This is a genomic window from Glutamicibacter sp. FR1 (assembly GCF_047300825.1).
GTDB classification, from domain to species: domain Bacteria; phylum Actinomycetota; class Actinomycetes; order Actinomycetales; family Micrococcaceae; genus Glutamicibacter; species Glutamicibacter nicotianae.
The window spans coordinates 1,182,611-1,201,756 of the sequence record NZ_CP178602.1 but is presented as its reverse complement, the minus strand read 5'-3'; the positions used below and the strand labels follow the sequence as shown (position 1 = coordinate 1,201,756).

The following is a 19,146-nucleotide window of genomic DNA, read 5'->3' as shown; positions in this document are numbered from 1 at the left end:
GCCCACCCCTAAAGGTGAGCCACTTCATTTGTTATCGACGGTTGCCGTACTGCTGTTTCACTTGTTGCATGGTTCCGTAGAACTTGCGCCCATCGATATTCACCATTGGCTGCCAGCCAGCCATGCCAGCTTGGACCGCCTGCGCGATAGCCTCTGGTGAAACACTGGAAGGTGCCGCCTGCGCACTCGCGTACCGTGACACCTCATACGATGGTGGAACCGACAACTGACCGCCACCCGCGAAGCCCGACAAATGCTGGACGCTTGGCGAATCACGATTGATAGCATCCAAAACACCGTTGAACTTATCCGCTGACGACTCACGAATAATCCACTCGCCATCATCAACGTTCGCAACAGGACGACCATCAGAACCAACACCAAGGATCATGTCCCGCCCCAGCCCTGTATAAGGTAGCCGGCCACCGTTAGCACGCGACGGAAGCTTGCCACCCTGATAACGACCAAACCGGCCAGTAATAGGCCCGTTATCAATCTGACGGATCGACTCGGTAATCTGGCGTTGGATCGAAACTGTCTGGGTAATACGTGACGTTCGCGGCCTAGCGGTGTGGTTTAATTCGGACTCCGCAGCACCAGTGGCAGCATCAGCCGTGATCGTTACGTCCTTGCCTTTGATCCCATTGATCTTGCCCTGAGTACCATAAACGGTCCCGTTATCGTCAACCCAGACCGTCCGCTCAACACCATCAATATTCACAATGCCCTGCTGAACAGCCCGTGTCGTACCATCATCAGTCACGAACACGAACTCAGTCTTGCCAGTAACACCATTGATCTTCGACTGCACCTGACCAACCGTGCCATCCTCCGACACGGCCACAGTGACCTTCGTATAACCAGGGATCGCCTCAATGTTCTCCGCAGTAGTCAACGCCATCAAAGAAGCAGACTCAGACATCCACGACTCAACCGACACACCATCAGGCACGCCCATAATCTCACGAGCTAAATCAGTAGCCTTCTCACCCGTGATCCCGAACTGACCCGCAGCAGTAATCAACGAATCATAAGTGCCCTGCATCGAAGCCTGAAGCTCCTTCTCAGAAGCACCAGACTGAGCCAACGACTCCGTATACGCCTGACCAGACGACGCTAAACCATCCAGCGCCGCCTGATTAGCGCGACCCTTTTCAGTCGTAATATCAAGGCTCTTACCGTTCTGTTCGATGGAATCAGTGACCCCATCAATCGCAGCCTCAAAATCAGCCTCAGCCGCACGCACATCACGAGTCAAAACACCAAGCTCAAACAACGAAGCAAGAATGTCATCCAGAGAAGCAGCAGTTTCCTCAGCTTCAGTACCAACATCATCCAGAGCGCCGGCCAACACGTCCGAACCGCCAGCAGCCGCCTGAGACTCAGCATCAATCCGCTGAAGCGCACCTGAATACTGAGGGAAAAGCGCAGCCAATTCCTCAGTTGGAATACCAGCAGCCGCAGCCTTATCCGACAGCAACTGGAAAGCATCAGCCGCAGCCTCAGCGTTTCCACCCTTAGCCATGTCAGCAAGAGCGCCATCCAACTGGTCAACGTTCTTCTTCGCAAATTCCCAGTTCGAAGAACTACGCCCGCCAAAGGTAAGGAACCTGGAAACGTTCTGATCAACCTTCTCCGACCACGAAGGGTCAGCTATGACCCCAATAGCATCTTCGAAGCCCTTTACGTCAAGACCATCAAACCAGTTGCCCTTGCCAGTGAAAGCGGCATTGATAACATCAGGGGTCTTGCTAACATCCAGCAGTCCAGCCGTAAGCTTGTCGATATTCTCAAGTGATCCTGATGGAACCATCGAAGAAATCACAGGCCCAACACCAGCAAGCAAAGCGGTCGCAGTGCCAACAGTCTTGAGAGCTCCACCAAGTTTCCGAGCGCTTCGCTCAGTCTTTGTCATGGCCGCGTCAATGGTCACAAACGAACCTGAAGCCTTGGACACCTGACCGCTAGAGTTGCGTCCAGTCCACCCAAGATCCTTGAGCGCATCCTTAGTGTCACGGATCTTCGGCAGAACGTTGATCGCAGCGCCAGCCAGCAACGCAGCACCACCAGCAACGCCGGCAAACATGGTACCCACACCAAGGATCGGAGCAGGAATCTTGCCGATAATATCAACAAGCCCCTCAGCGGTTTGCACCAGACCGCGCAACGCGTCATTAGCCGTACCGCCAGCCTGAATGAACACCGTGTCGAACGCGCCACCAAGCTTCTCAAGATCGCCAGCAAGGTTATTTTGGAGAAGCGCCGCAGTCTCAGCCGCATAGCCTGCGTCGTTGACCTGATTAATCCAGTCCTGAATGCCCGCCGCGCCCTGCTCATACAGAACATTGGAAGCACGCACAGCATCAGACCCGAACATAACCGACATGGCCGCGTTCCTGGCTTCAGGAGTCAGGTCAGCCATCTTAGTTTGTAGCTGACCGGCGAAATCAGCCAAGCCAACAAAATTACCCTGCGCGTCATACGCCGAGATACCAAGCTCATCAAACTGCTTCTGAGCCTCCGCAGACTGCGGGGTAAGACGTTGCAACATCGACTTGAACGACGTACCAGCATCCGAACCAACAAGACCAGCAGAAGCAAAGGCCGCCAAACCGCCCGTAGTTTCCTCGATCGTCAAACCAGTAGACGACGCAACCAGGCCAGCCTGATTCAACGCAGAACCCAAATCCTGCACCGAACCCTGCGCCTTACCAGCACCCGCCGCCAACAGGTCAGCCAAATGCGGGATCTGATCGCCAGACAACTTGAACTGAGTCATGGCCGAGGCCGCGATTTCTGCGGCCTCACCAACACCCAACTCACCCGCAGCAGCAAGGTCAAGCGCACCCGTCAGACCGCCACCAATAACATCCGTGGTAGACACACCAGCCTTAGCCAGCTCCTCGATACCCTTGGCAGCCTCCTCAGCGGAGAACGCAGTATCAGCACCAGCATCAATCGCCGCCTGCCGAAGAATGCCCATGTTCTCAGCAGACTCGTGAGTAGCCGCCTGCACCCCCGACATTGCCTTGTCGAAGGAGGCAAATTTTGTAACAGCAAGCCCAACGCCGCCAGCAACAACAGCGCCGAAGCCCATCATGCCCTGGCCAACAGTATTCAGCGACTGTTCATGCGTCTGAGCCCACTTATCGAACTCACGCGCCGAATCCTGCGTAGCTTTCTGCGCAGTCTTCAGACCATTGATAAGCCCCGTAACCTTGGCATCAATTTCAAGCTTGACAGTCCTTGCCATAAAGAGGGCTCCTTAAATACAGAAACCCCCGATATGATCAGGGGTATGGGAAATCAGAATAAAGACGTAAGCATGGGCAAAGCAGCGATCTTCTTTGGCGTGCTCTGCGCGCTGGCGGTCATCGCAACAACCGCATCAGGATCACCCGTCTACGGGATAATCGGCGCACTAGCTGGAATCATGGCCATCACCTGCGGCATCCTCTGGGGCATCGTGCGCGACGCAAAGAAACGCCGGAGCACCAACTAGCCACTACCGACGCACCAGCCGAGTGACAAGCATCAAAGCGCGATTGTATTTACGCTTATTCCACTGGCCATCGTTCTCCATGTAACGCATCTGCGCCGTCATCTTATGGCAACGCGTCGGAGGGTCAACCTTGTACGCCATCTCATTATCAGGATCGGTACACTCAGACAACGGGCCGCCACACATAGGGCAAACCATCGTGTCCTCATACAGCTTCAAAGCCAGCATCTTATCCTGATCCTCCTCAGACCAGGACAAGAAACCAGAATGTGACAAACCGAGAGAACGAGCTACTTCGAGTTCTTTGCGGAATCCTGCATCAGCTTGAATCCGCTCTGCGAAAAAGGAACCTGCGGGCGACCCCCGTTGGCCGAAGCCACAGCAGTCTGAACTTCCTGCCACTGGCCATCTGACAGATCGTCAACGATCCCAGCCCAATCTTCAGTGGTGAATTCAACTGGTTCGCCCTGCTGTTCAACACGGGCAATAGTTCCCTCAGTCAGCATCGCCTTGGCAACAACCTCATTGACGTTGTAACCAAGTGATTCATCAACGTTGTTATCATCACGTGGCGGGTTAGCTTCCTTGATTCCCGCCCACGTAGCGCGAGGCAAAGCACGCAAAGTAAACACCAGCGTGCTTTCTTCCTGCGCCTTATACAGCTCAGCCGAACGGATCTCCAACTTATTCACCGCGTCATTGTTCAAACGCCGGTCGGAAATAGCGTTACGGCGAGCATCTTCCAACTCGGCCTGAACTGCTTCGTACTCTGATACCAGTGAACCATCCAAGCAAATCTCAACACGACGCTCAGGACGCTTCAACTCAAACTTCTTCTCAGCCAACGCAGGCTCCTAAAAATCTTTTGGACAGGGCGACAGGGTGAACCGTTCCCCCACGCACCCTGTCAAGGCGTGGGGGAACGGAAGAACTAGTTAGACACCAGCAGCAACAGCCACATCAATACCAGGATCCCCAGTAACGAACAGCTTCGAAGTCGTGCGAGTAACCGAGTTCGCCTCACCCGGAACCTCAGCCGGGAAACCAGCCTCAACCGGATACACACGCACAACCTGTGCAGCCTCAAACGCGGTCTCATACGGCAAGTTACGGCGAGTCACCAGATAATGAACCGCACCCTCATCCAGTGCTTCACGCGCCTCATTGAAAGCCGCGTGAGCAACCGAGTTGGTATTGTCCACATAGGTCACATCAACCGAATGAGTCTTGCGTCCACGCTTCTCAAAAGTCGAAGTCGAGCACAAACGCTCATCCGAAATGGTCTGCTGATCAACAGTGATTGCCAGACCATCACCGGTCAGATAGCAAGAAATGTCGATGCCAGAAGTCAGCTCGGCAGCGGTAGGAGCATTCACGTCCGCAACGGTAGGTACAAGCGCGGCACGCACATTTCCGTCATACGGAGTCGATGGGATTTCAGCCAATTTACTTCACATCCTTTTCAGGTTTGGCCGACTCACGCTTCACCGTGGACGGCAGGGGGTTATGTTTCGCCGCACGCGGGTACGGGGAGTCAGGAAAACCGGCCTTGTTGGCCGGCTGGAAAGCGTCACCGATGCGCTTGTCCGTGCTCAGCACGTCTAGCTCGTGACCGGTGCGCTTGTCTCGCACGCGTACATACATGCGGCCTCCTAGGTTTTGGGCATAAAAAATGCGAGCTGCACGAATGCAACTCGCTTACAAAAATGGGTTATTCAATTAGGACATGACGTGCCACTCTTGCTTGGTGAACAACGGGTGAGCGCCGTTCGTGAGCGTCACATCAAGATCAGGCTCAACACCCAACCGATTAGGGATCTCCTCCAACCGCTGACCATTGATACGAGCACCCTCCAACACGTCCAAACACTGCTGAGCAATGATCGACACCGACGTATCGTTCAAACCCGCAATAGTCAGCAACCAACGAGACGTCCGTGCATGAACAGTACGATTCAACGACCGCTCAGACGCATACGGAACAACCTGCGTGACCAGCACATACGGGAAAGTAGGGTTAGCCGGCACCGTACCCTTATGGATCGGAGCACTACTAGGCAGTGTGGCCAACAGCGCCAGGAAGTCAGTGTGGTTACTCAAGCTGACCACCCCACTTATCCGCCAGCTTGTCTAGTTCACGCTCAAGATTCGGCGACTCACGAGCCAGCGGGCCTTCGAGATCCAAAGTGCCACCGCCACGCGATGTACCGAAATAGGCGATATTACCCAACGCGCCACCACGACGACCCTTATCCGGGCCGATCTCGTATTTCGCATGCCCAATGCCGTACATCGAGTCATAAGAAATAGAGCCAGCCATGCCCTTGAAGTGCTTCGAGCCGCGAGCGTCAGCAACCAGATCATCCTTGATGTTCTGCGCGCCCTTCTTCAAGACAGCATCAGTATCAGGCAACGCCTTAGACGCGATCTTCCCCAGATCAGCAGCAAAAGCACGAAGCTCATCAGCGCCACTCACCCGGTCACCGCCTCGACGTTCCAACGGTCCGCGGTCCGGTAAGTGCCACGCGCCAACTCGGTAAGCCGGAACGTCGCACCCACCAGATCAGGATCCATTGTCGCGGTCACGATAGTCACCCGGTCATCCAAACGGGACTGAGCACTAACCGGTAGATGAATCATCAACTGTTCAACCGTGAAAGCGTGCCCACCAGCCACAGGAGACGCGGCCTGAGCCTGCCTACCCTGCACCTTGCAAACACCCGTATACACCGTCTCCCAACCCTCAGAAACAACCCCAGTCACCGGATCAGTAACCTCACCAACCGACCGCTCCACAACACACGAATCGATCATCAAGGATTCGGCAGCTTCACGGCCAGCCAGTGTGAGCGCTTCAGCTATTCCAGGTTCCAGCAGCATGCTTACCACCCATCCTGATAGTGAAAGCGTCACCGTCCGCAGCAGGGATCAGCAAACCCCAATCGTCATCAGAAATCATCAGACGGCCAGAGGAATTCGCCGAATCAACTGTTTTGGTGATCGAGTAGTCATCAATACTGTTCGTTAACTGCCGTAGGCCCTCAGGGTTACGCAGCTTGACGATGATCGTCTCGCACACCACACGAAGCACCGTACGGGAGTAGGACGGGCCAGTTTCAGGATCAGACATGAGAGCATCCAAATCAGGCACACGCGCCCGAATGTCAGCCTCAAGATCATCGATCCATTCGGTAACCTGACCTACTTCCGAATCGGTAAGGGCGCGTCCAAGGCGTTTCTGAACATCATCAGGTAAAGCTAAAGCCACGACTACTCCTAACCTTCGAGAAGTGCCTTGACTTCCTCGCGCTTGAGACCCTTGAGGTCATCTTCGCCAACGCCGGACTGGATCGCGTACGCAACCCAATCCTCAAGTGAAGCGTTGCCCTTAGGCTCGACCAGTTCAGCGTCGTCACTCTCAGGCTCGGGCTCAGGCTCGGCGACATCATTCTGGGTATCATCGGGGGTTCCCCCAACGGCCACATCGGAATCATCTTCACCAGAAATGAAGCCCTCAACCGCCACACCAGACGAATCCGGCAAACGGTTCAACTTTTCGGCCTGCTCGCTAGTCACCGACGCGACGCCATCCACAAAGTGAACAGCGTCGCCATCAGCGAAACGAACCAGCAAGCCTGCGTACTTCTCAGACTTAGCTTCGATCATGGCTAAGGAACTAGGTTCACGATCTCGATCTTGCCGTGCTTCTTCTCGTTGCCGTACTGCAAGCCGATCTCACCGTAGATCTGAACCTTGTCAGCAGAACCGGTCTTAGCCAGAGGCTCAGCGAAGAAGTGGCCCTTGCCCGGGATCTCAAGGAATGCTGGGCGCAGATCCTCAAGCGAAGCAACAATCAGGCTAGTTGCTGGCACGTAGCGGTCAAGCATGATGTTCACCCGACCGAAGTCGGTTTCAATGGTCTGAACGTTCACGCCACCGACGTTGCGAGTTTCTTCGCGGTAGTTCTTGTCAGTAACGAAGATCTTCGACAGCTGACGCTTCAGGGTAGAACCGACAAGCAGGGTGCGGGTCTCAGCCTCCTGAATGCCGCCGTTATCCCAGACAGCCTGCATGAGGTCAAGAACAGCATCCTCAGTCAGGACATCCTCAGACTGAACCACGTTAGTGGTGATCGCTTCCAGCAAACCGCGAGTCTTGCGGGGGGTCGCGTTAGTTGTTGGGTTCTGGTAGGTGCCAGTGATGAAAGTCTTTTCAACATCACGGGCGATCTGCTTGAACTGCTGTTCCAACTGCCACGCCAGCTCGTCGGCTGGGAGAACCGTGTTGCCGACGGTCACATTCGGCATCGAAGCAGTGGAGCGCATCTTAGTAGCGCCCTGCTTGGTGTAGGAAACAGCAACAGCTTCCTGATGGATCTCAAGGACGTTCGACGCGTTGTAGCGCACGCGCTCTTCGCCAGTGCCAGCGTCGGCACCTTCAAGGCGCTGACGATCATCAGCCGCGTCGCGCAGATCGTAACCCTGCCACTCGAACACAGTCGAACCAACGGATTCGCCGCCAGTCAGGCCGCCGATAGCAGAAAGCAGTGGGGTATCTTCAGGGGAAGCGTTGAACAGCTCACCCACGTAGTTAGGCAGGTTGTAAGTAGTCCCCAGCCCGGTAATTCCAGCCATGATTCATGACCCTTTCGTTTATTTGAGTTTGCTTGCCAATTCGCCAAGCTGTTGCGCCTTCAACGCAGCAACCCGGCTCTTGTCGCCAGCCTTTTCAGCGGCGGCGATCTGCTCGACTACCGTCCCGGTAGATTCGTTCTTTGCACCGCCCGACAGGTCAGGCTTAGGGGTGCCAGGTGTATTCGTGCGAGCCACCAGCTCGGACACGCGCTTAGCCGAAGCCTCATAGCTTTCAGCGTCAGTTCCAGAAATCAGATCCTGATATTCCTCAGGCACCGGATACTTCGCCAGCGCAGTCAAGCGGGCGTTACTGGCCTCAAGCTCAGCAAGACGCTTATCGCGCTCCTGAACCTCAGCCTGCGCACGCTCAATATCCGACAGCTTGGCCTTCTCGCGCTCAGCCTCAGCTTCTTGGAACCTCTTTAGTTCCTCGCGAGCCTTAGCAAGATCCGCAAGAACAGCATCCTTCGATTCCTGAGACTTGAAACCACCAAGATCCTCGGTAGGCTTCTGGGCTTCCGAAGCTGGCTCTACCGTCTCGGCAGGCTTGACCTCAGTCACCGGCTTAGTAACTTCTTCTGGCACGATTGCACCCCTTCATTTGTTTGGCCGCATCTCACGGCAAAGCCCCGCATCACATCTCATGTGCGAGGAAAACTAGTTAGAAAATTTGGCCGTTGGAATACAGCCAGCGCCGGTAGTCCTTTTCGACCTGCGCGGCGATCTTCGGTGTCAACGGCTGATCGCCGCCACCAATATTGTTGAGCCCCCGCCCGAACGGGTCAGGCGTATTCCCGAAACCCGGCGACGCGTACGGGTTGATGCCCTGCTGCACCAGCTCCCAGCGCCGTTTAGCGTCGAACAAACGCCTCTCTGCCTCGGTCATCGTGTACCGGGAACCGTCACGGACACCAGTCTCACGAGCCAACCGGACAGCATCAGAAGCCGCCTTACGCTCACCGCCACGCCCAAGCGCACCGAAACCCTCACGCTGACCACGAATCGACCCGAGAGGGTTCTGCCCACCCGGCAGAACGTAACCGTACTTCTCAAGATCCGCGAGAGCCGCCTTACGGTTATCACCATTCAGACGGTAGATCGCTTCAGGTGTCAGGCGGCGCGACTTACCAAAGTTGCCGCGCCGAGTTGTACCCTCACTGGTAAACGAGCTTTTGACCAACTGACCGCGTACTGTGCCATCTTTGGAAACGCCTGCATAGGTCATGCCACGGCGCGAATTCACTACCTGGAACAGGTCAGCACCATCACGGATAGCCTGAGCGCCAGCATTGGTATACACGCGGTTCTGCTCAGCCTCAGACAAGCTATTGAAATACTCATAAGGATCATGAATAAGACCCTCAAGCTTGCCAGCCCGCAACGCCTTATCAGTCGCCGCCTGATGCACACAATCACAACCAGGATGCCGACGAAAACCAGCATTCCAACGATAAAACTTGCCAGCCAACACAGAACATCGAGAACACGACGGCGGATTCAACGCACGGATATAACCAGTACCGGGGCGCGTCGCAATATCAACACTCGCAGCACCACGCCCAGCATCAGCAACCGCAGTTTTCACCAGCATGTCCAAATGACCGCGACCCGAAGCCAACGCCGACACCGGAGAATGACCCGACTTGATCAAATTCTTCACATACGGCGCAGTCGAATACAGTAAACCCTCAAGCGAGCGACCATCCGCAGAAACGCCGGCGAAACCAGCAGGATTCACAAACGCCTCAGGTGCAACATACTCACCCTGATCAGCCAGCACGCCAGCCGAATAAGACGCGCCCGACGACGCATTAGCGAACTGAGCCGCCGACACCGTAGCGACCAACCCAGAGTTCCGAAGAATAATCTCCCAAGACTCCGAAATCAATCCGGCTTGAACCTGCGCCCACGCCCTACGCGCCTGCAAAACAGTCCGAGTCTGCAACCGCTGACTAGCTTTATACTGAGCAACCGCAGACTCAAGCATCAGACCTCCACAGGCTCAAGCCCGAACTGGTTTACATCCTTCTCAAGCTGAGCAATCTGCAAACCAGCCTCACGCTCCAAACGATCCCACTCGCGGATCTTCTCAGCCTCAGACCAGCCCAAAGCATCAAAGACAGACTCGCGAGAAATAGCGCCCTGCCCATTCGCGTACAGCTTCGTCGCCGAATCGGCAGCCTGAGCCAGCGTAGGAGTCGCAGCATTAAACCATTCAGTTTTGATTCGGGAACCGTTGACCCATTCACCAGTGCGGAACCGCTCGTACAGACCAGAAACCCAGCCCCAACCATCACCGAACGCGGTCTGCTTCTTCTCCGTATTCAAGATCAAACGGACTTCCTCAGCCATGATCGCCTCAAACGACGACGGGTTCACCGTAGAATCACCAAAATAACGCGACGGCAAACCAGAAACAGACGACGCCAAATTGCCATACAACTTGATCGTGTCATGGAAATTCTTCAAATCAGACGCGGTGAACTGACCAACCTTCGCAGTCTCCTTCTGATTCGCCCAGATCGCAGTGAAATACGCCTCCCACGCAGGAATAGGCTGACCATCCTTACCCACGAAATCTTCCTTGGACATACCAAGAACATACTTCTGCGGTACAGAATGCGTCTCAACAGCCAACTGCAAATCAGTCAACGCACGAGCCGACGAATCAACCAACTGGGCAACATCCGACATCTCAGACACACCAGTCCAACGACCAGCACGGCGACGATTCAAGAACATCACCAACGGCACACGCCCAAGACGATGATCATCACGATCAACAACAGACCAGCCACCACCAGAAGAACGCTCAAGCCACAACGTTTGATCCGGCAAATACAACGTCGCCGCACGAGGCAAACCGCCAAGCTCAGCACGATCATAAAAACGAGCCGCCGCCACAATCCGACGATGACGACGATCAACCTCAACCGAAATCTCAGTAGGCGACTCAACCTGAATCAGCGGGAACTCAGAATCTTCCTCATTCGTAGACACCGAAACATAGCCACGACCATAAATCATCGTCTCCTGATGCAACAACAACGACTCAGAATCCAGATTGTTAGCATCCCAGCCATCACGCAAAGACGCTGAAGCCTGACTCTCACCAGGAAGATAAAAGCCCTTCATCTTCAACCGGTCAGCCACAGAATCAACAGCAACACGACACCAGTTAGCCGAAACCTCCAAGAACTCAAGCTCAGGGGGAACAGCCAATCCAATCTGCTCCAACCGACGAGTACCCTCGTAGTAACGGTCATGCAAAACATCATTGCTAGCAAGTTGGTTCAACTTCGACTCAAGCCGAACCAAGAGTGCCTGAATATCGCCCGTAAGCGTCGAAATCTGCGCCACAAGCACCCCTAACTAAAAACAAAACATACGAGAATCAGAGACTTCGCCCCAACCAGCAGTGTGAGCGTCCGCCGCAGCGGTATGAGCAAGAATGGAAGACATCGCCACATCAATCTTCTGATGCTGCGTAGGCTTCCCAAGAATGTACTTCTGACCCGGCTTAGCGATCTTCCTGGCATTCGCAAACGCCATCGCCGCATACGGGCAACCATCATGAGTCATGCGCTTCTCACGCAAATCAGTTTGGAACCGCACAATCTCCTCGAACATGCGAGAAATCCGTGAACAGTTCCACTCAAAAACCACGTCATCGCCATACGTGACCGACCAATTACCGATCTCCGTATACCAACCGTGAGGGTCGCAATACATGCGCTTCACCTTGAACCGGGTCATCAGCTCATCAACGCAAGCGTCAACCTCACCACGCGGGATCTCTCCACCCCACTCGGCAGGATTCCACACGGCAGGACGCTTATCAGGTCCATAACGCGGCGTGAACTGATGCCCGTCAATGGTTTCGCCCCGGATCGCGGTCCAGTCGTCATTCTCCGAACCATCGAGCCCAAGCGTGATCTGTGTGCCATCAGGCGGACTCGGCAACCAAGTTACCTGCGTAAGCTGCATCCCACAGACCATCCTTCAACCAAGCACCAGAACCAGACACCAAACGATTCCCAAAGAACCGCTCAGCCTGCGCCGGATCCGTCTCCAAAAGCTCCACGGCTTCCGCTTCAATGTCATCCAGATTCACCCAAGGTGACCCATCATAAACATGAGCATGAATCCGACGACGCTCACGCTTATTCCGATACGACAAATCCGCCGGCGGCTGACGATAAAACTTGAAAATATCCGGCGCCTGAGACTCAAAAGTCTGCTGCGCCAACGAAGCCTCAGCAGGATCCCAAGCATTCGTCGTCTCAATCGAACGACCACCCATACCAGCAAGACCACGACGCTGAGTCTGAGCAACCTTGATCAACTTGTTCGTCTTCGTATAAGTACCCGTCTCATCCTGCAAAGCAAAACTAATCGGGTTACCAAGGCGAGAAGCAGCCGACGAAGAAACAGCCTCGATCTTGTCGAAATCCTCGCCACCCTCGCCACCAAGGATGCGGATGAACCCCTCACGGACTTTCATCAACGAACCAAGCGGGCCCAAAAGGATCATTGCTTTCAACGGCCCATAGACGTTATCTACTTGATCTTCAGAAGTGGCGAGCATCTGAATCAACGGCGACGGCTGGCGGATCCCCATCGGTTCTCCAGGCTCATATTCCCAATACCAGCCACAAGGACAACCAAAATCCTCGCAACGGTAAACGTCGCCCTTCTCAGCCCAACCACCAAAGAACGTAGGACCAACAGCCTCAGCCGCAACAATCGAAGCCGACCAAGGCCCCTTGCCAGTCTTCTGAGGTGCAACAATCTGAGAACGGCGGTAATGGAACGCCTGAGCACGCAACGGCTTCACAGGATCCCAAACAGCAGTATCCTTCACACGGTAATGATTCGCCGTACACCAGAACTGCCAGTCAGACTCAACAAACGAAGCACCACGATCAAAACCATTCGGAACCTTGCAATGCTGAGCAATCCAAGCATCAACAACATCGCCCAAGGTCGGAAAATCAACCTTGAAATCAGACACAAGATCACCCCCTCAAACGACGCTGAGGGCGCTCCTGCTCCGTTTCGTCAATAACTGACAAGCTAGGCTTCTCAGCACGCCTCATATCAACCTCACTGCGCGCAATCGCCCAACCGTTCTCCTTCAAACCAGCCGGCGTAAGACCCAACTGATCACCAAAACGATGCAACGAAGCCTTATCAGCCGCCTTAGCTTCAGGGCCCGCACACACCAGGAACGTGCGGACATACAGTGCCACGATGTTCCAACGCCAACGGTCCAACTCCCAAGCGCAAGCCTGCGGATAAGACCAAACCTCATCCCACAGAGACAACTCCGCTTGACGACGTTCCTCAGTCGCAACCTCATCCAACTCACGGGATGGCTTACCATTCACAATCACGTCGATGTAAACAGCCGGCGAACCCAAAGGCCACGCCAAAGGAGGCTCACCATTACGACCCTCATTAGGCAAAGCGTCCAACTTGATACCACGAGAATCAGACCGACCAGACAACGGATCCGGCTGCGGTCCAGAGCGGTTTCTAGCACCACCACGAGACAAAACAACCACCTCCAAAATGGCCTAGTCAGGAATGTTTGAACCCTTTTTTTATTTCAGCCACCTCACCGGCGGTCTGGTCTGACCACGTCTTAGGTGCCCCCGGGTGGGGGTTGTCCACAGGTTTTTCCACAGGCTCAGCGTTGGTTGGCTCGCCCTCTGCGTCCGCCGTCTGAGCGGTTGCAGTGTACGTGTTCTGCGCCTTTGTATGCGGTGCGGTCGTCGGTGTGCCCGAGGTCGAACGGTGCTTGCGGGTGGATTGGTAGTCCGCATGTTGCGCAGTTGATTCCGCCTCGATCAATACGTTCACGCCATTGCTTACGTAGTGTTTGATGTTTGGAGTCGTATCCGCGTTGGGTGCTGTTGCCTCGTGCGCGTTCGTATTCGCGTTCATGTTCGGTGCAGTAGCGTTTGGTTGCGGGTTGTGGGCATCCAGGCTTAGGGCAGATGCGTTTAGCTCTTGCCATCGTTCACCACCTCTTTGTGCTACCCGCGCAGGTTGTCCGGTGCTCTGCGCGGGCGGCGTTGTGAGTGTCGTCAGCCAGCACTCACGCTGGCCCCACCTTTGGGCTTTGTGTGTTGTGTCGGGCAGGACTGTCCTCGGGTTGTTGAAGACTAAGCGTGGCTTACTCGCAACCGTCTTGGGCGCCTTCACTCATTGGAGTGTTAACCCGTCGTGCGCTACCCCGTCGTGAGCGGTCGAAGGCGGTTCCCCTAGTAGCGCTCTATCAGGCTCGTGTTCCTGATAGCTATTCAGTTTTTCGCCCACGCTTCCACAGAAGGTCTGGGCTTTAGGTGTCGGGTTGTTTCTGGGCGGTTCTCCCGACTGCCGCCACGATGCCCTGTTTCTGGGCATAAAAAAAGACCTGCACATTGTGTAGGTCTGGTAACTGGAAAACGTTACAGCTTTCCTGAGTTGATAAAAGTTTAACACACAATCAGGACAGTGCAACAATGAGCCATTTCATTTCTTTTACGCCTGCCCAGTGTGTGCCGCATCCCCTACATTCCACCTCCCATTCGGTGATGTGTTTGGCGGTGTCGTCGTCTATCCAGCAGTCTAGGTAGAGGCAGGTTTCTCGTTCTGCACCGAATACTTTTTGGGTGCACGAGGGGCATTCAATACCGTCTAGCCGTCGCATTTTCTTAGGCCTGAGCATTGTTTCAATCTCGGACTTAGCCCAGTTGAGTTTTTCGGTGAACCATGATTCCCAGTCTGCGGGGTGCTCAGACTTTCCGATCGCGTCGATGCAGGTGTCAAGTGTCGGTGCGCCTTGCCCGTATCGGTCAGCGTATCCAGTGCGTACCGTTTCGGTGATCTCGTTGAGTAGGTCTAGTGCTCCGGCGTTCACGAGTACGCGTTGTTTACTAGTGCTGCCTGATCCTCCGGTGTCGCTTGATCCGCTGATTGCTTCCCGTAGTTCAGACAGGAGGCCAGGTACTTTGCCAATTCTGCCTCCGATCATTTTCATGTGTGGTTCGGTGAGTTCCTGTGCGAGTGAACGCAGGCTCATTTTTCCTCCGTGAAGCTGTAGGTCATGATCGGGAAGACGATCAGGCAGATCATGAATAGTCCGCCGAATCCCCACCAATACGGGTTATTGAGCACTGTTGCACCGAGTGAGATGTATGCGCTTAGGCAGATGGTCATCCACAGTGCGACAAGAATCGCTGCGGTTAGTGGCTTCACTGCCCCTCCTATCGTTTGTATGGTGGCAGGATTGTTTGGATGGCTTCGACTATGAGTTGCCATGCTTCGTTCGTCGCTCGCCCTACCCATGTGTTGGCGAACCAGTTGCTTGTTGCGATTAGGTAGATCGCCAACGTGATGGTGTAGATCCATACGCCGATGACTGCGCCGATGAGTAGTCCAAGGATGACTTCTTCGCTCACTGCCCCTCCTGGATGGTGATTGGGGTGTTGTGGGGTACTCGTGCTGTTCCGGCTCCGGGGATGATGATTTCGGTGTGCTCGTACATTTGGTAGACGTGCCAGATTTCGCCGGTTACGGGTTCACCATTGAAGCCGGGAATGACAACGCTTATGTGCTTGCCGATGTGCCGGCCTGAGAGTTCTTTGGCGGTGATGTTCACTTGGTTCCTCCTAGTGCCTTTGGTGGATAGTCGCCTAGTAGCTTGTGTTCCCATGGGCGTTTAGGGTCAAGCCCTTGTGCGCGTTTCAGGTGGTCGGTTGTTTCTGGTTGGCGCATTGCGTACTTTGACCATTCGAGGATTCGCTTTTCGTTGAACTCGCTTGCCCACATTGCCCAATAGCCGAGTTTCCGCGAGCCAATTGCCATCTTTTTGCGCAGTTGCAGTTCGTACCAGCGCATTGTGGAGCTGTATCGGACGCTCCAAAATAACCCTTCTGGGAGTTCGGGAAGCCCGGTGTTTGGGTCGATGTTCATGGTTTGTCCTTTGTGTTTTCGTTTACAAGGTTTCGCTTGTGTTCCTTGCGCCCTTCGTTGATCCAGTAGGTGAAGGTGAGCAGTAGAACGGCGATGCACCATAGGCTGAGTTGTTCGTGTGTTCGCGTCCACGCCCAGATGTTGATTGCGATGCAAAGTGGGTGCCATGCGATCCAGAAGACGGTTGCTGGTTTCATCGCACGTCGATCCCGTCTCGTATTTCGCTGCTGTTTGCGTCGTAGTGGACTGCGCGTAGGACTCGTTGCGCGTGGGTGCTGTTTTCAAGCGCGGTCATAACTCGTTCGCAGTCTTCGCGATCACTGGATTGGATAATCAACTGCGTGCCGAGTAGGAGCGCGAACGTGCCGAGTGGTGACTCTTGAATCGTGTAGTAGCTCATCGCGGTCCAGCTTCTTCTACTAGTTGCGCCCAGGTTTTGAGCGTTTGCCCGTTTCGGAACATTCGTTCGTGGGCTCTAACTTCGTCGCGAACGGTTTCGAGCATCATTGCCCAAGCTTTAACTCCGGTGTTGTCTTCCCAGAGTGTTTGCTTGTCATTGAGCCTGATTACACCGATGTGGACGGTGTTTCCACGGATTCGCAGGTATCCTCTGCAATAGTTCGGGGTGCTCATTTCCGTTCCTTTCGTTTGCGGGCTTGGAGTCGGCGGGTGTGGTTGATTTGTTGGTGTAGTGCTTGCCGGCATATGTCGTGTGTGGGTTGGCCGGCGGTCTATGTAACCCAGCTGATCTTGATGCGTTCCATTTGGATTGACCGTCGGATAGCGTGCCGGTACGTGCGAGAAGTGAAGATCACAGCTTGTCTCCTTCCAGCCAAGTGCGGAATGCCACCTTGTTGACTTGTTCGAGGGCTTGGTTTGCTTTGCGTGTGAACTCCATGAGCCCACCAGCGCAGTCTTTCCAGCCGGCTTTGTAGCCTCGTTGGTATTCCTGTTTGCCGTTTACGCCTTCACCGTTTTTGATGCGTTCTTCAAGCCGTGCGATGACTTCGTTGCGGCGTGCAAGGGTGGTTTCGAGTCCTGCGACTTGGATTTGCAGGCGTTCAATCTTCGATAACTGGTCGGCCATGATGTCTTGCCTTTCGTTGCATAAAAAATGCGCCTCATCGGGCGCTTGGGGTTGGGGTGGTGTTGGGTTTAGGCGGAGATGATGGTGAGTGATCCTAGGTCGAAACCTTCGTCGGTCACGTCGAATACGAGTAGGCCGGGGTCACTGTCACGACCTGCAACAGTGCGGAACCAGTCAGACCCGTTGTCGAGTGTTGGTGCACCGAGGCACCAGCGTTGACGGTCAGTCTTAGGGTTCCTGCCGGCCACGTTCGCACTGAACGAGTGGTAGTGACCGTGCACGAGAATGTCAGCGGTTGCGGCAGCTTGCGCACCGAACGTTTGCTTCTCCCACCAAGTGACCGCTTGCCCTGCGTTGAACTGGTTACCGTGAACGAGTCCGATGCGTGTTCCAAGCAGATCCACGGCGACCGATTCGTCATACTCTGACGGGCGGTTCCAGGTAACGTCCATGGCACGGTCTTCAGTTCGGTATTGCACTTGCTTGTGCATGAGCAGTCCGAGGTCGTCACCGGGCCGGCCTAGGTTCTGCTTACCGTTCCTCCACGCGGTGTGGTTCGAGGGAACCGCCGCAACGTCAACTGGTGCGTGCTTGTGAGCGATGTTGATGAACTTGAATAGCTCGGTGCCGTAGGTGTCCATCTGCTGCGCTAGTGACAGGTCGTTGGTGAACATCGGGTTGCCTCCTGATTCGAAGCCTTCGAAGCCGTCGCCTGCGTCGGCTAGGAGGATGCGTTGCAGGTGCTTGGTTGCTAGGTGCTGGTCTAGCTTTCGACGGATGATGGTAGAGCGTTCGATGAGCTCTGGGGTGCCACCGCGTCGGCCTACCTTACCGATCTGGGGGTCCGAATAGATGATGACGGTTGCGCGTTTCGCTGTGCTTGTTGCTGGGCGTGGTGTTGATGATTCGGCGGCTGCGTAGAGGGCTGGCAGATCCGCTACGGTCAGATCCTTTTCAGCAGTAGCCTCTGGGATAGGGCGAACGTTGTTGAGCTTGTTCCAGAACCCTGAGCCGGTTGCGTTGCTTGTCCAGCCCCAGGAGAAGGTCACCTTATCTGGGTCTTGTCCACGGGAGCGGATGAAGTTGCAGTAGTCTTCATGCCCCCAAGGTTGTTCTGAGAATCGGGTGTAGTTGGATGAGCCGTCGGGGTTGTGGGTTTCGGATTCGCCGGTTGGTGTGGTTGTCGCGTTTTTTGCGTTATCTGTCGTGTGTTCCCGGTAGCAGGCGCATTGTTTGGCATTGTGTCGTCGGGTGGTACGGGCTGATGCTGTGGCGCGTGTTACTTCGTCACCGTATTTGCACTGTGGCATTAGGTTTCCTTTGGGTATGAGAAAAGCGCCCGGTGATTGGGGCGCTGTGCGTTAATTTGCGGGGCGTTCGTGAGCGTGAACGTCCACGGCTAGCCTTGCGGGCTGTTAGGCTCTCAGAATTAATCCTGAGGTTAATCAGCGGGGGTTATTCGTATCTGCCGTCTTGTGGCTGGCCGGTGATGAGTGCGATGAGGTCGTTCACGGTCATAGTCACCCACTGATCACCGGGCTGTCCTTTGCCGTGGCGTTTGTGCACGATGACACCGGTTAGCGCGTCGTCGTTGCCGGCTTCGGTGTGTGCTTCGGTGATCCATGTGCCAAGGTTGATCCGCGTGGTGTTCTTGCACTCCAAGACCAGCCGTTGTCCGTGGACACGAACCCCACCAATATCGCCACGATCTTTCGCCCCGGTTTTCACTCGCCGATCAATCCGATCATCAACCGTCTTCGCCAAGTGGTCCGCGATGTCCCGTTCAAACTTCGAACCCGCTGCTTTCGCTGATGCACGACTACGCGCCATGTCCGCCTCCTTGGGCATAAAGAGAGCCACCCTCGTTGAGAGTGGCTTGGTAGTTTCGGCAGGTGGTTTCGAGTTCTTGCAGGTACTCGGCCATCACTTCACTGATGTGCATCGGTTCGTCTAGCTTTTCT

General features: G+C 54.9%; 26 protein-coding genes. 1 reads left to right on the top strand and 25 read right to left on the bottom strand.

Going from position 1 to position 19,146, the window contains the following annotated elements; all coding sequences use genetic code 11:
* Positions 1-31: 31 nt before the first annotated feature.
* Positions 32-3,253: a phage tail tape measure protein gene (locus tag ACLQ8T_RS05830; protein ID WP_413456000.1), complete on the bottom strand. Its 3,222-nt coding sequence runs from the start codon at positions 3,251-3,253 to the stop codon at positions 32-34.
* A 72-nt stretch (positions 3,254-3,325) separates the two neighbouring features.
* Here ACLQ8T_RS05830 and ACLQ8T_RS05825 point away from each other — a divergent pair, with 72 nt between their 5' ends.
* The gene (locus ACLQ8T_RS05825; protein WP_413455999.1) at positions 3,326-3,502 is read left to right on the top strand and encodes a hypothetical protein; all 177 of its coding nucleotides are present in this window, start codon (positions 3,326-3,328) and stop codon (positions 3,500-3,502) included.
* Positions 3,503-3,792: 290 nt separating this feature from the next.
* Here the strand turns inward: ACLQ8T_RS05825 and ACLQ8T_RS05820 are convergent, their stop codons facing one another.
* From ACLQ8T_RS05820 to ACLQ8T_RS05705, 24 genes are all read right to left on the bottom strand, one after another.
* Complete coding sequence (locus ACLQ8T_RS05820; RefSeq protein ID WP_413455998.1) at positions 3,793-4,347, bottom strand: hypothetical protein; 555 nt, start codon at positions 4,345-4,347, stop codon at positions 3,793-3,795.
* Positions 4,348-4,437: 90 nt separating this feature from the next.
* Positions 4,438-4,947, bottom strand: a complete 510-nt coding sequence (locus ACLQ8T_RS05815; protein ID WP_413455997.1) for a hypothetical protein — start codon at positions 4,945-4,947, stop codon at positions 4,438-4,440.
* A gap of 1 nt (position 4,948) precedes the next feature.
* Entirely contained in the window at positions 4,949-5,146 is a 198-nt protein-coding gene (locus ACLQ8T_RS05810) for a hypothetical protein (RefSeq protein ID WP_413455996.1), read from the bottom strand.
* 75 nt (positions 5,147-5,221) lie between these two features.
* The gene (locus tag ACLQ8T_RS05805) at positions 5,222-5,602 is read right to left on the bottom strand and encodes a hypothetical protein (protein WP_413455995.1); all 381 of its coding nucleotides are present in this window, start codon (positions 5,600-5,602) and stop codon (positions 5,222-5,224) included.
* A complete protein-coding gene (locus ACLQ8T_RS05800; RefSeq protein WP_413455994.1) occupies positions 5,595-5,978 on the bottom strand; it encodes a hypothetical protein in 384 nt (127 codons plus the stop codon). The genes ACLQ8T_RS05805 and ACLQ8T_RS05800 overlap by 8 nt, the downstream gene beginning before the upstream one ends.
* A complete protein-coding gene (locus tag ACLQ8T_RS05795) occupies positions 5,975-6,382 on the bottom strand; it encodes a DUF6093 family protein (protein ID WP_413455993.1) in 408 nt (135 codons plus the stop codon). The genes ACLQ8T_RS05800 and ACLQ8T_RS05795 overlap by 4 nt, the downstream gene beginning before the upstream one ends.
* The gene (locus ACLQ8T_RS05790; RefSeq protein ID WP_413455992.1) at positions 6,357-6,770 is read right to left on the bottom strand and encodes a hypothetical protein; all 414 of its coding nucleotides are present in this window, start codon (positions 6,768-6,770) and stop codon (positions 6,357-6,359) included. The genes ACLQ8T_RS05795 and ACLQ8T_RS05790 overlap by 26 nt, the downstream gene beginning before the upstream one ends.
* Positions 6,771-6,778: 8 nt before the next feature.
* Positions 6,779-7,168 carry a hypothetical protein gene (locus ACLQ8T_RS05785; RefSeq protein WP_413455991.1) on the bottom strand — a complete coding sequence of 130 codons (390 nt, stop codon included), beginning with the start codon at positions 7,166-7,168 and terminating at the stop codon, positions 6,779-6,781.
* 2 nt (positions 7,169-7,170) lie between these two features.
* On the bottom strand, positions 7,171-8,136 hold the full coding sequence (locus ACLQ8T_RS05780) for a DUF5309 family protein (RefSeq protein WP_413455990.1): 966 nt from the start codon (positions 8,134-8,136) through the stop codon (positions 7,171-7,173).
* Between the two features lie 18 nt (positions 8,137-8,154).
* Complete coding sequence (locus ACLQ8T_RS05775; protein ID WP_413455989.1) at positions 8,155-8,721, bottom strand: hypothetical protein; 567 nt, start codon at positions 8,719-8,721, stop codon at positions 8,155-8,157.
* 76 nt (positions 8,722-8,797) lie between these two features.
* The gene (locus ACLQ8T_RS05770) at positions 8,798-10,123 is read right to left on the bottom strand and encodes a hypothetical protein (RefSeq protein WP_413455988.1); all 1,326 of its coding nucleotides are present in this window, start codon (positions 10,121-10,123) and stop codon (positions 8,798-8,800) included.
* Positions 10,123-11,496 carry a phage portal protein gene (locus ACLQ8T_RS05765; RefSeq protein ID WP_413455987.1) on the bottom strand — a complete coding sequence of 458 codons (1,374 nt, stop codon included), beginning with the start codon at positions 11,494-11,496 and terminating at the stop codon, positions 10,123-10,125. The genes ACLQ8T_RS05770 and ACLQ8T_RS05765 overlap by 1 nt, the downstream gene beginning before the upstream one ends.
* A 12-nt stretch (positions 11,497-11,508) precedes the next feature.
* Positions 11,509-12,123 carry a terminase gene (locus ACLQ8T_RS05760; RefSeq protein ID WP_413455986.1) on the bottom strand — a complete coding sequence of 205 codons (615 nt, stop codon included), beginning with the start codon at positions 12,121-12,123 and terminating at the stop codon, positions 11,509-11,511.
* Entirely contained in the window at positions 12,083-13,150 is a 1,068-nt protein-coding gene (locus tag ACLQ8T_RS05755) for a terminase (RefSeq protein ID WP_413455985.1), read from the bottom strand. Before ACLQ8T_RS05755 ends, ACLQ8T_RS05760 begins: the two co-directional genes overlap by 41 nt.
* Before the next feature lie 569 nt (positions 13,151-13,719).
* A complete protein-coding gene (locus ACLQ8T_RS05750) occupies positions 13,720-14,085 on the bottom strand; it encodes a hypothetical protein (protein ID WP_413455984.1) in 366 nt (121 codons plus the stop codon).
* Between the two features lie 544 nt (positions 14,086-14,629).
* Positions 14,630-15,205, bottom strand: coding sequence for a hypothetical protein (locus ACLQ8T_RS05745; protein WP_413455983.1), 576 nt, complete (start codon positions 15,203-15,205; stop codon positions 14,630-14,632).
* A complete protein-coding gene (locus ACLQ8T_RS05740; protein ID WP_413455982.1) occupies positions 15,202-15,381 on the bottom strand; it encodes a hypothetical protein in 180 nt (59 codons plus the stop codon). Before ACLQ8T_RS05740 ends, ACLQ8T_RS05745 begins: the two co-directional genes overlap by 4 nt.
* An 8-nt stretch (positions 15,382-15,389) precedes the next feature.
* A complete protein-coding gene (locus ACLQ8T_RS05735; RefSeq protein ID WP_413455981.1) occupies positions 15,390-15,584 on the bottom strand; it encodes a hypothetical protein in 195 nt (64 codons plus the stop codon).
* Entirely contained in the window at positions 15,581-15,784 is a 204-nt protein-coding gene (locus ACLQ8T_RS05730) for a hypothetical protein (RefSeq protein WP_413455980.1), read from the bottom strand. Before ACLQ8T_RS05730 ends, ACLQ8T_RS05735 begins: the two co-directional genes overlap by 4 nt.
* Positions 15,781-16,098 (bottom strand): hypothetical protein, encoded by a 318-nt coding sequence (locus ACLQ8T_RS05725; RefSeq protein ID WP_413455979.1) that lies wholly within the window; start codon positions 16,096-16,098, stop codon positions 15,781-15,783. The genes ACLQ8T_RS05730 and ACLQ8T_RS05725 overlap by 4 nt, the downstream gene beginning before the upstream one ends.
* A gap of 396 nt (positions 16,099-16,494) precedes the next feature.
* The gene (locus ACLQ8T_RS05720; protein ID WP_413455978.1) at positions 16,495-16,731 is read right to left on the bottom strand and encodes a hypothetical protein; all 237 of its coding nucleotides are present in this window, start codon (positions 16,729-16,731) and stop codon (positions 16,495-16,497) included.
* 178 nt (positions 16,732-16,909) lie between these two features.
* Positions 16,910-17,185 carry a hypothetical protein gene (locus ACLQ8T_RS05715; protein ID WP_413455977.1) on the bottom strand — a complete coding sequence of 92 codons (276 nt, stop codon included), beginning with the start codon at positions 17,183-17,185 and terminating at the stop codon, positions 16,910-16,912.
* A gap of 68 nt (positions 17,186-17,253) precedes the next feature.
* Positions 17,254-18,234 carry a hypothetical protein gene (locus tag ACLQ8T_RS05710; protein ID WP_413455976.1) on the bottom strand — a complete coding sequence of 327 codons (981 nt, stop codon included), beginning with the start codon at positions 18,232-18,234 and terminating at the stop codon, positions 17,254-17,256.
* A gap of 406 nt (positions 18,235-18,640) precedes the next feature.
* Positions 18,641-19,015, bottom strand: coding sequence for a hypothetical protein (locus ACLQ8T_RS05705; protein ID WP_413455975.1), 375 nt, complete (start codon positions 19,013-19,015; stop codon positions 18,641-18,643).
* Positions 19,016-19,146 lie beyond the last annotated feature (131 nt).

Bases quoted from the DNA above. Each gene is read 5' to 3' on its own strand.
- ACLQ8T_RS05715 (WP_413455977.1), bottom strand. From the start codon at position 17,185: ATGGCCGACCAGTTATCGAAGATTGAACGCCTGCAAATCCAAGTCGCA.
- ACLQ8T_RS05780 (WP_413455990.1), bottom strand. From the start codon at position 8,136: ATGGCTGGAATTACCGGGCTGGGGACTACTTACAACCTGCCTAACTAC.
- ACLQ8T_RS05705 (WP_413455975.1), bottom strand. From the start codon at position 19,015: ATGGCGCGTAGTCGTGCATCAGCGAAAGCAGCGGGTTCGAAGTTTGAA.
- ACLQ8T_RS05725 (WP_413455979.1), bottom strand. From the start codon at position 16,098: ATGAACATCGACCCAAACACCGGGCTTCCCGAACTCCCAGAAGGGTTA.
- ACLQ8T_RS05830 (WP_413456000.1), bottom strand. From the start codon at position 3,253: ATGGCAAGGACTGTCAAGCTTGAAATTGATGCCAAGGTTACGGGGCTT.
- ACLQ8T_RS05760 (WP_413455986.1), bottom strand. From the start codon at position 12,123: ATGCAGCTTACGCAGGTAACTTGGTTGCCGAGTCCGCCTGATGGCACA.
- ACLQ8T_RS05745 (WP_413455983.1), bottom strand. From the start codon at position 15,205: ATGAGCCTGCGTTCACTCGCACAGGAACTCACCGAACCACACATGAAA.
- ACLQ8T_RS05810 (WP_413455996.1), bottom strand. From the start codon at position 5,146: ATGTATGTACGCGTGCGAGACAAGCGCACCGGTCACGAGCTAGACGTG.
- ACLQ8T_RS05785 (WP_413455991.1), bottom strand. From the start codon at position 7,168: ATGATCGAAGCTAAGTCTGAGAAGTACGCAGGCTTGCTGGTTCGTTTC.
- ACLQ8T_RS05720 (WP_413455978.1), bottom strand. From the start codon at position 16,731: ATGAGCACCCCGAACTATTGCAGAGGATACCTGCGAATCCGTGGAAAC.
- ACLQ8T_RS05750 (WP_413455984.1), bottom strand. From the start codon at position 14,085: ATGAACGCGAATACGAACGCGCACGAGGCAACAGCACCCAACGCGGAT.
- ACLQ8T_RS05770 (WP_413455988.1), bottom strand. From the start codon at position 10,123: ATGCTTGAGTCTGCGGTTGCTCAGTATAAAGCTAGTCAGCGGTTGCAG.
- ACLQ8T_RS05795 (WP_413455993.1), bottom strand. From the start codon at position 6,382: ATGCTGCTGGAACCTGGAATAGCTGAAGCGCTCACACTGGCTGGCCGT.
- ACLQ8T_RS05825 (WP_413455999.1), top strand. From the start codon at position 3,326: ATGGGCAAAGCAGCGATCTTCTTTGGCGTGCTCTGCGCGCTGGCGGTC.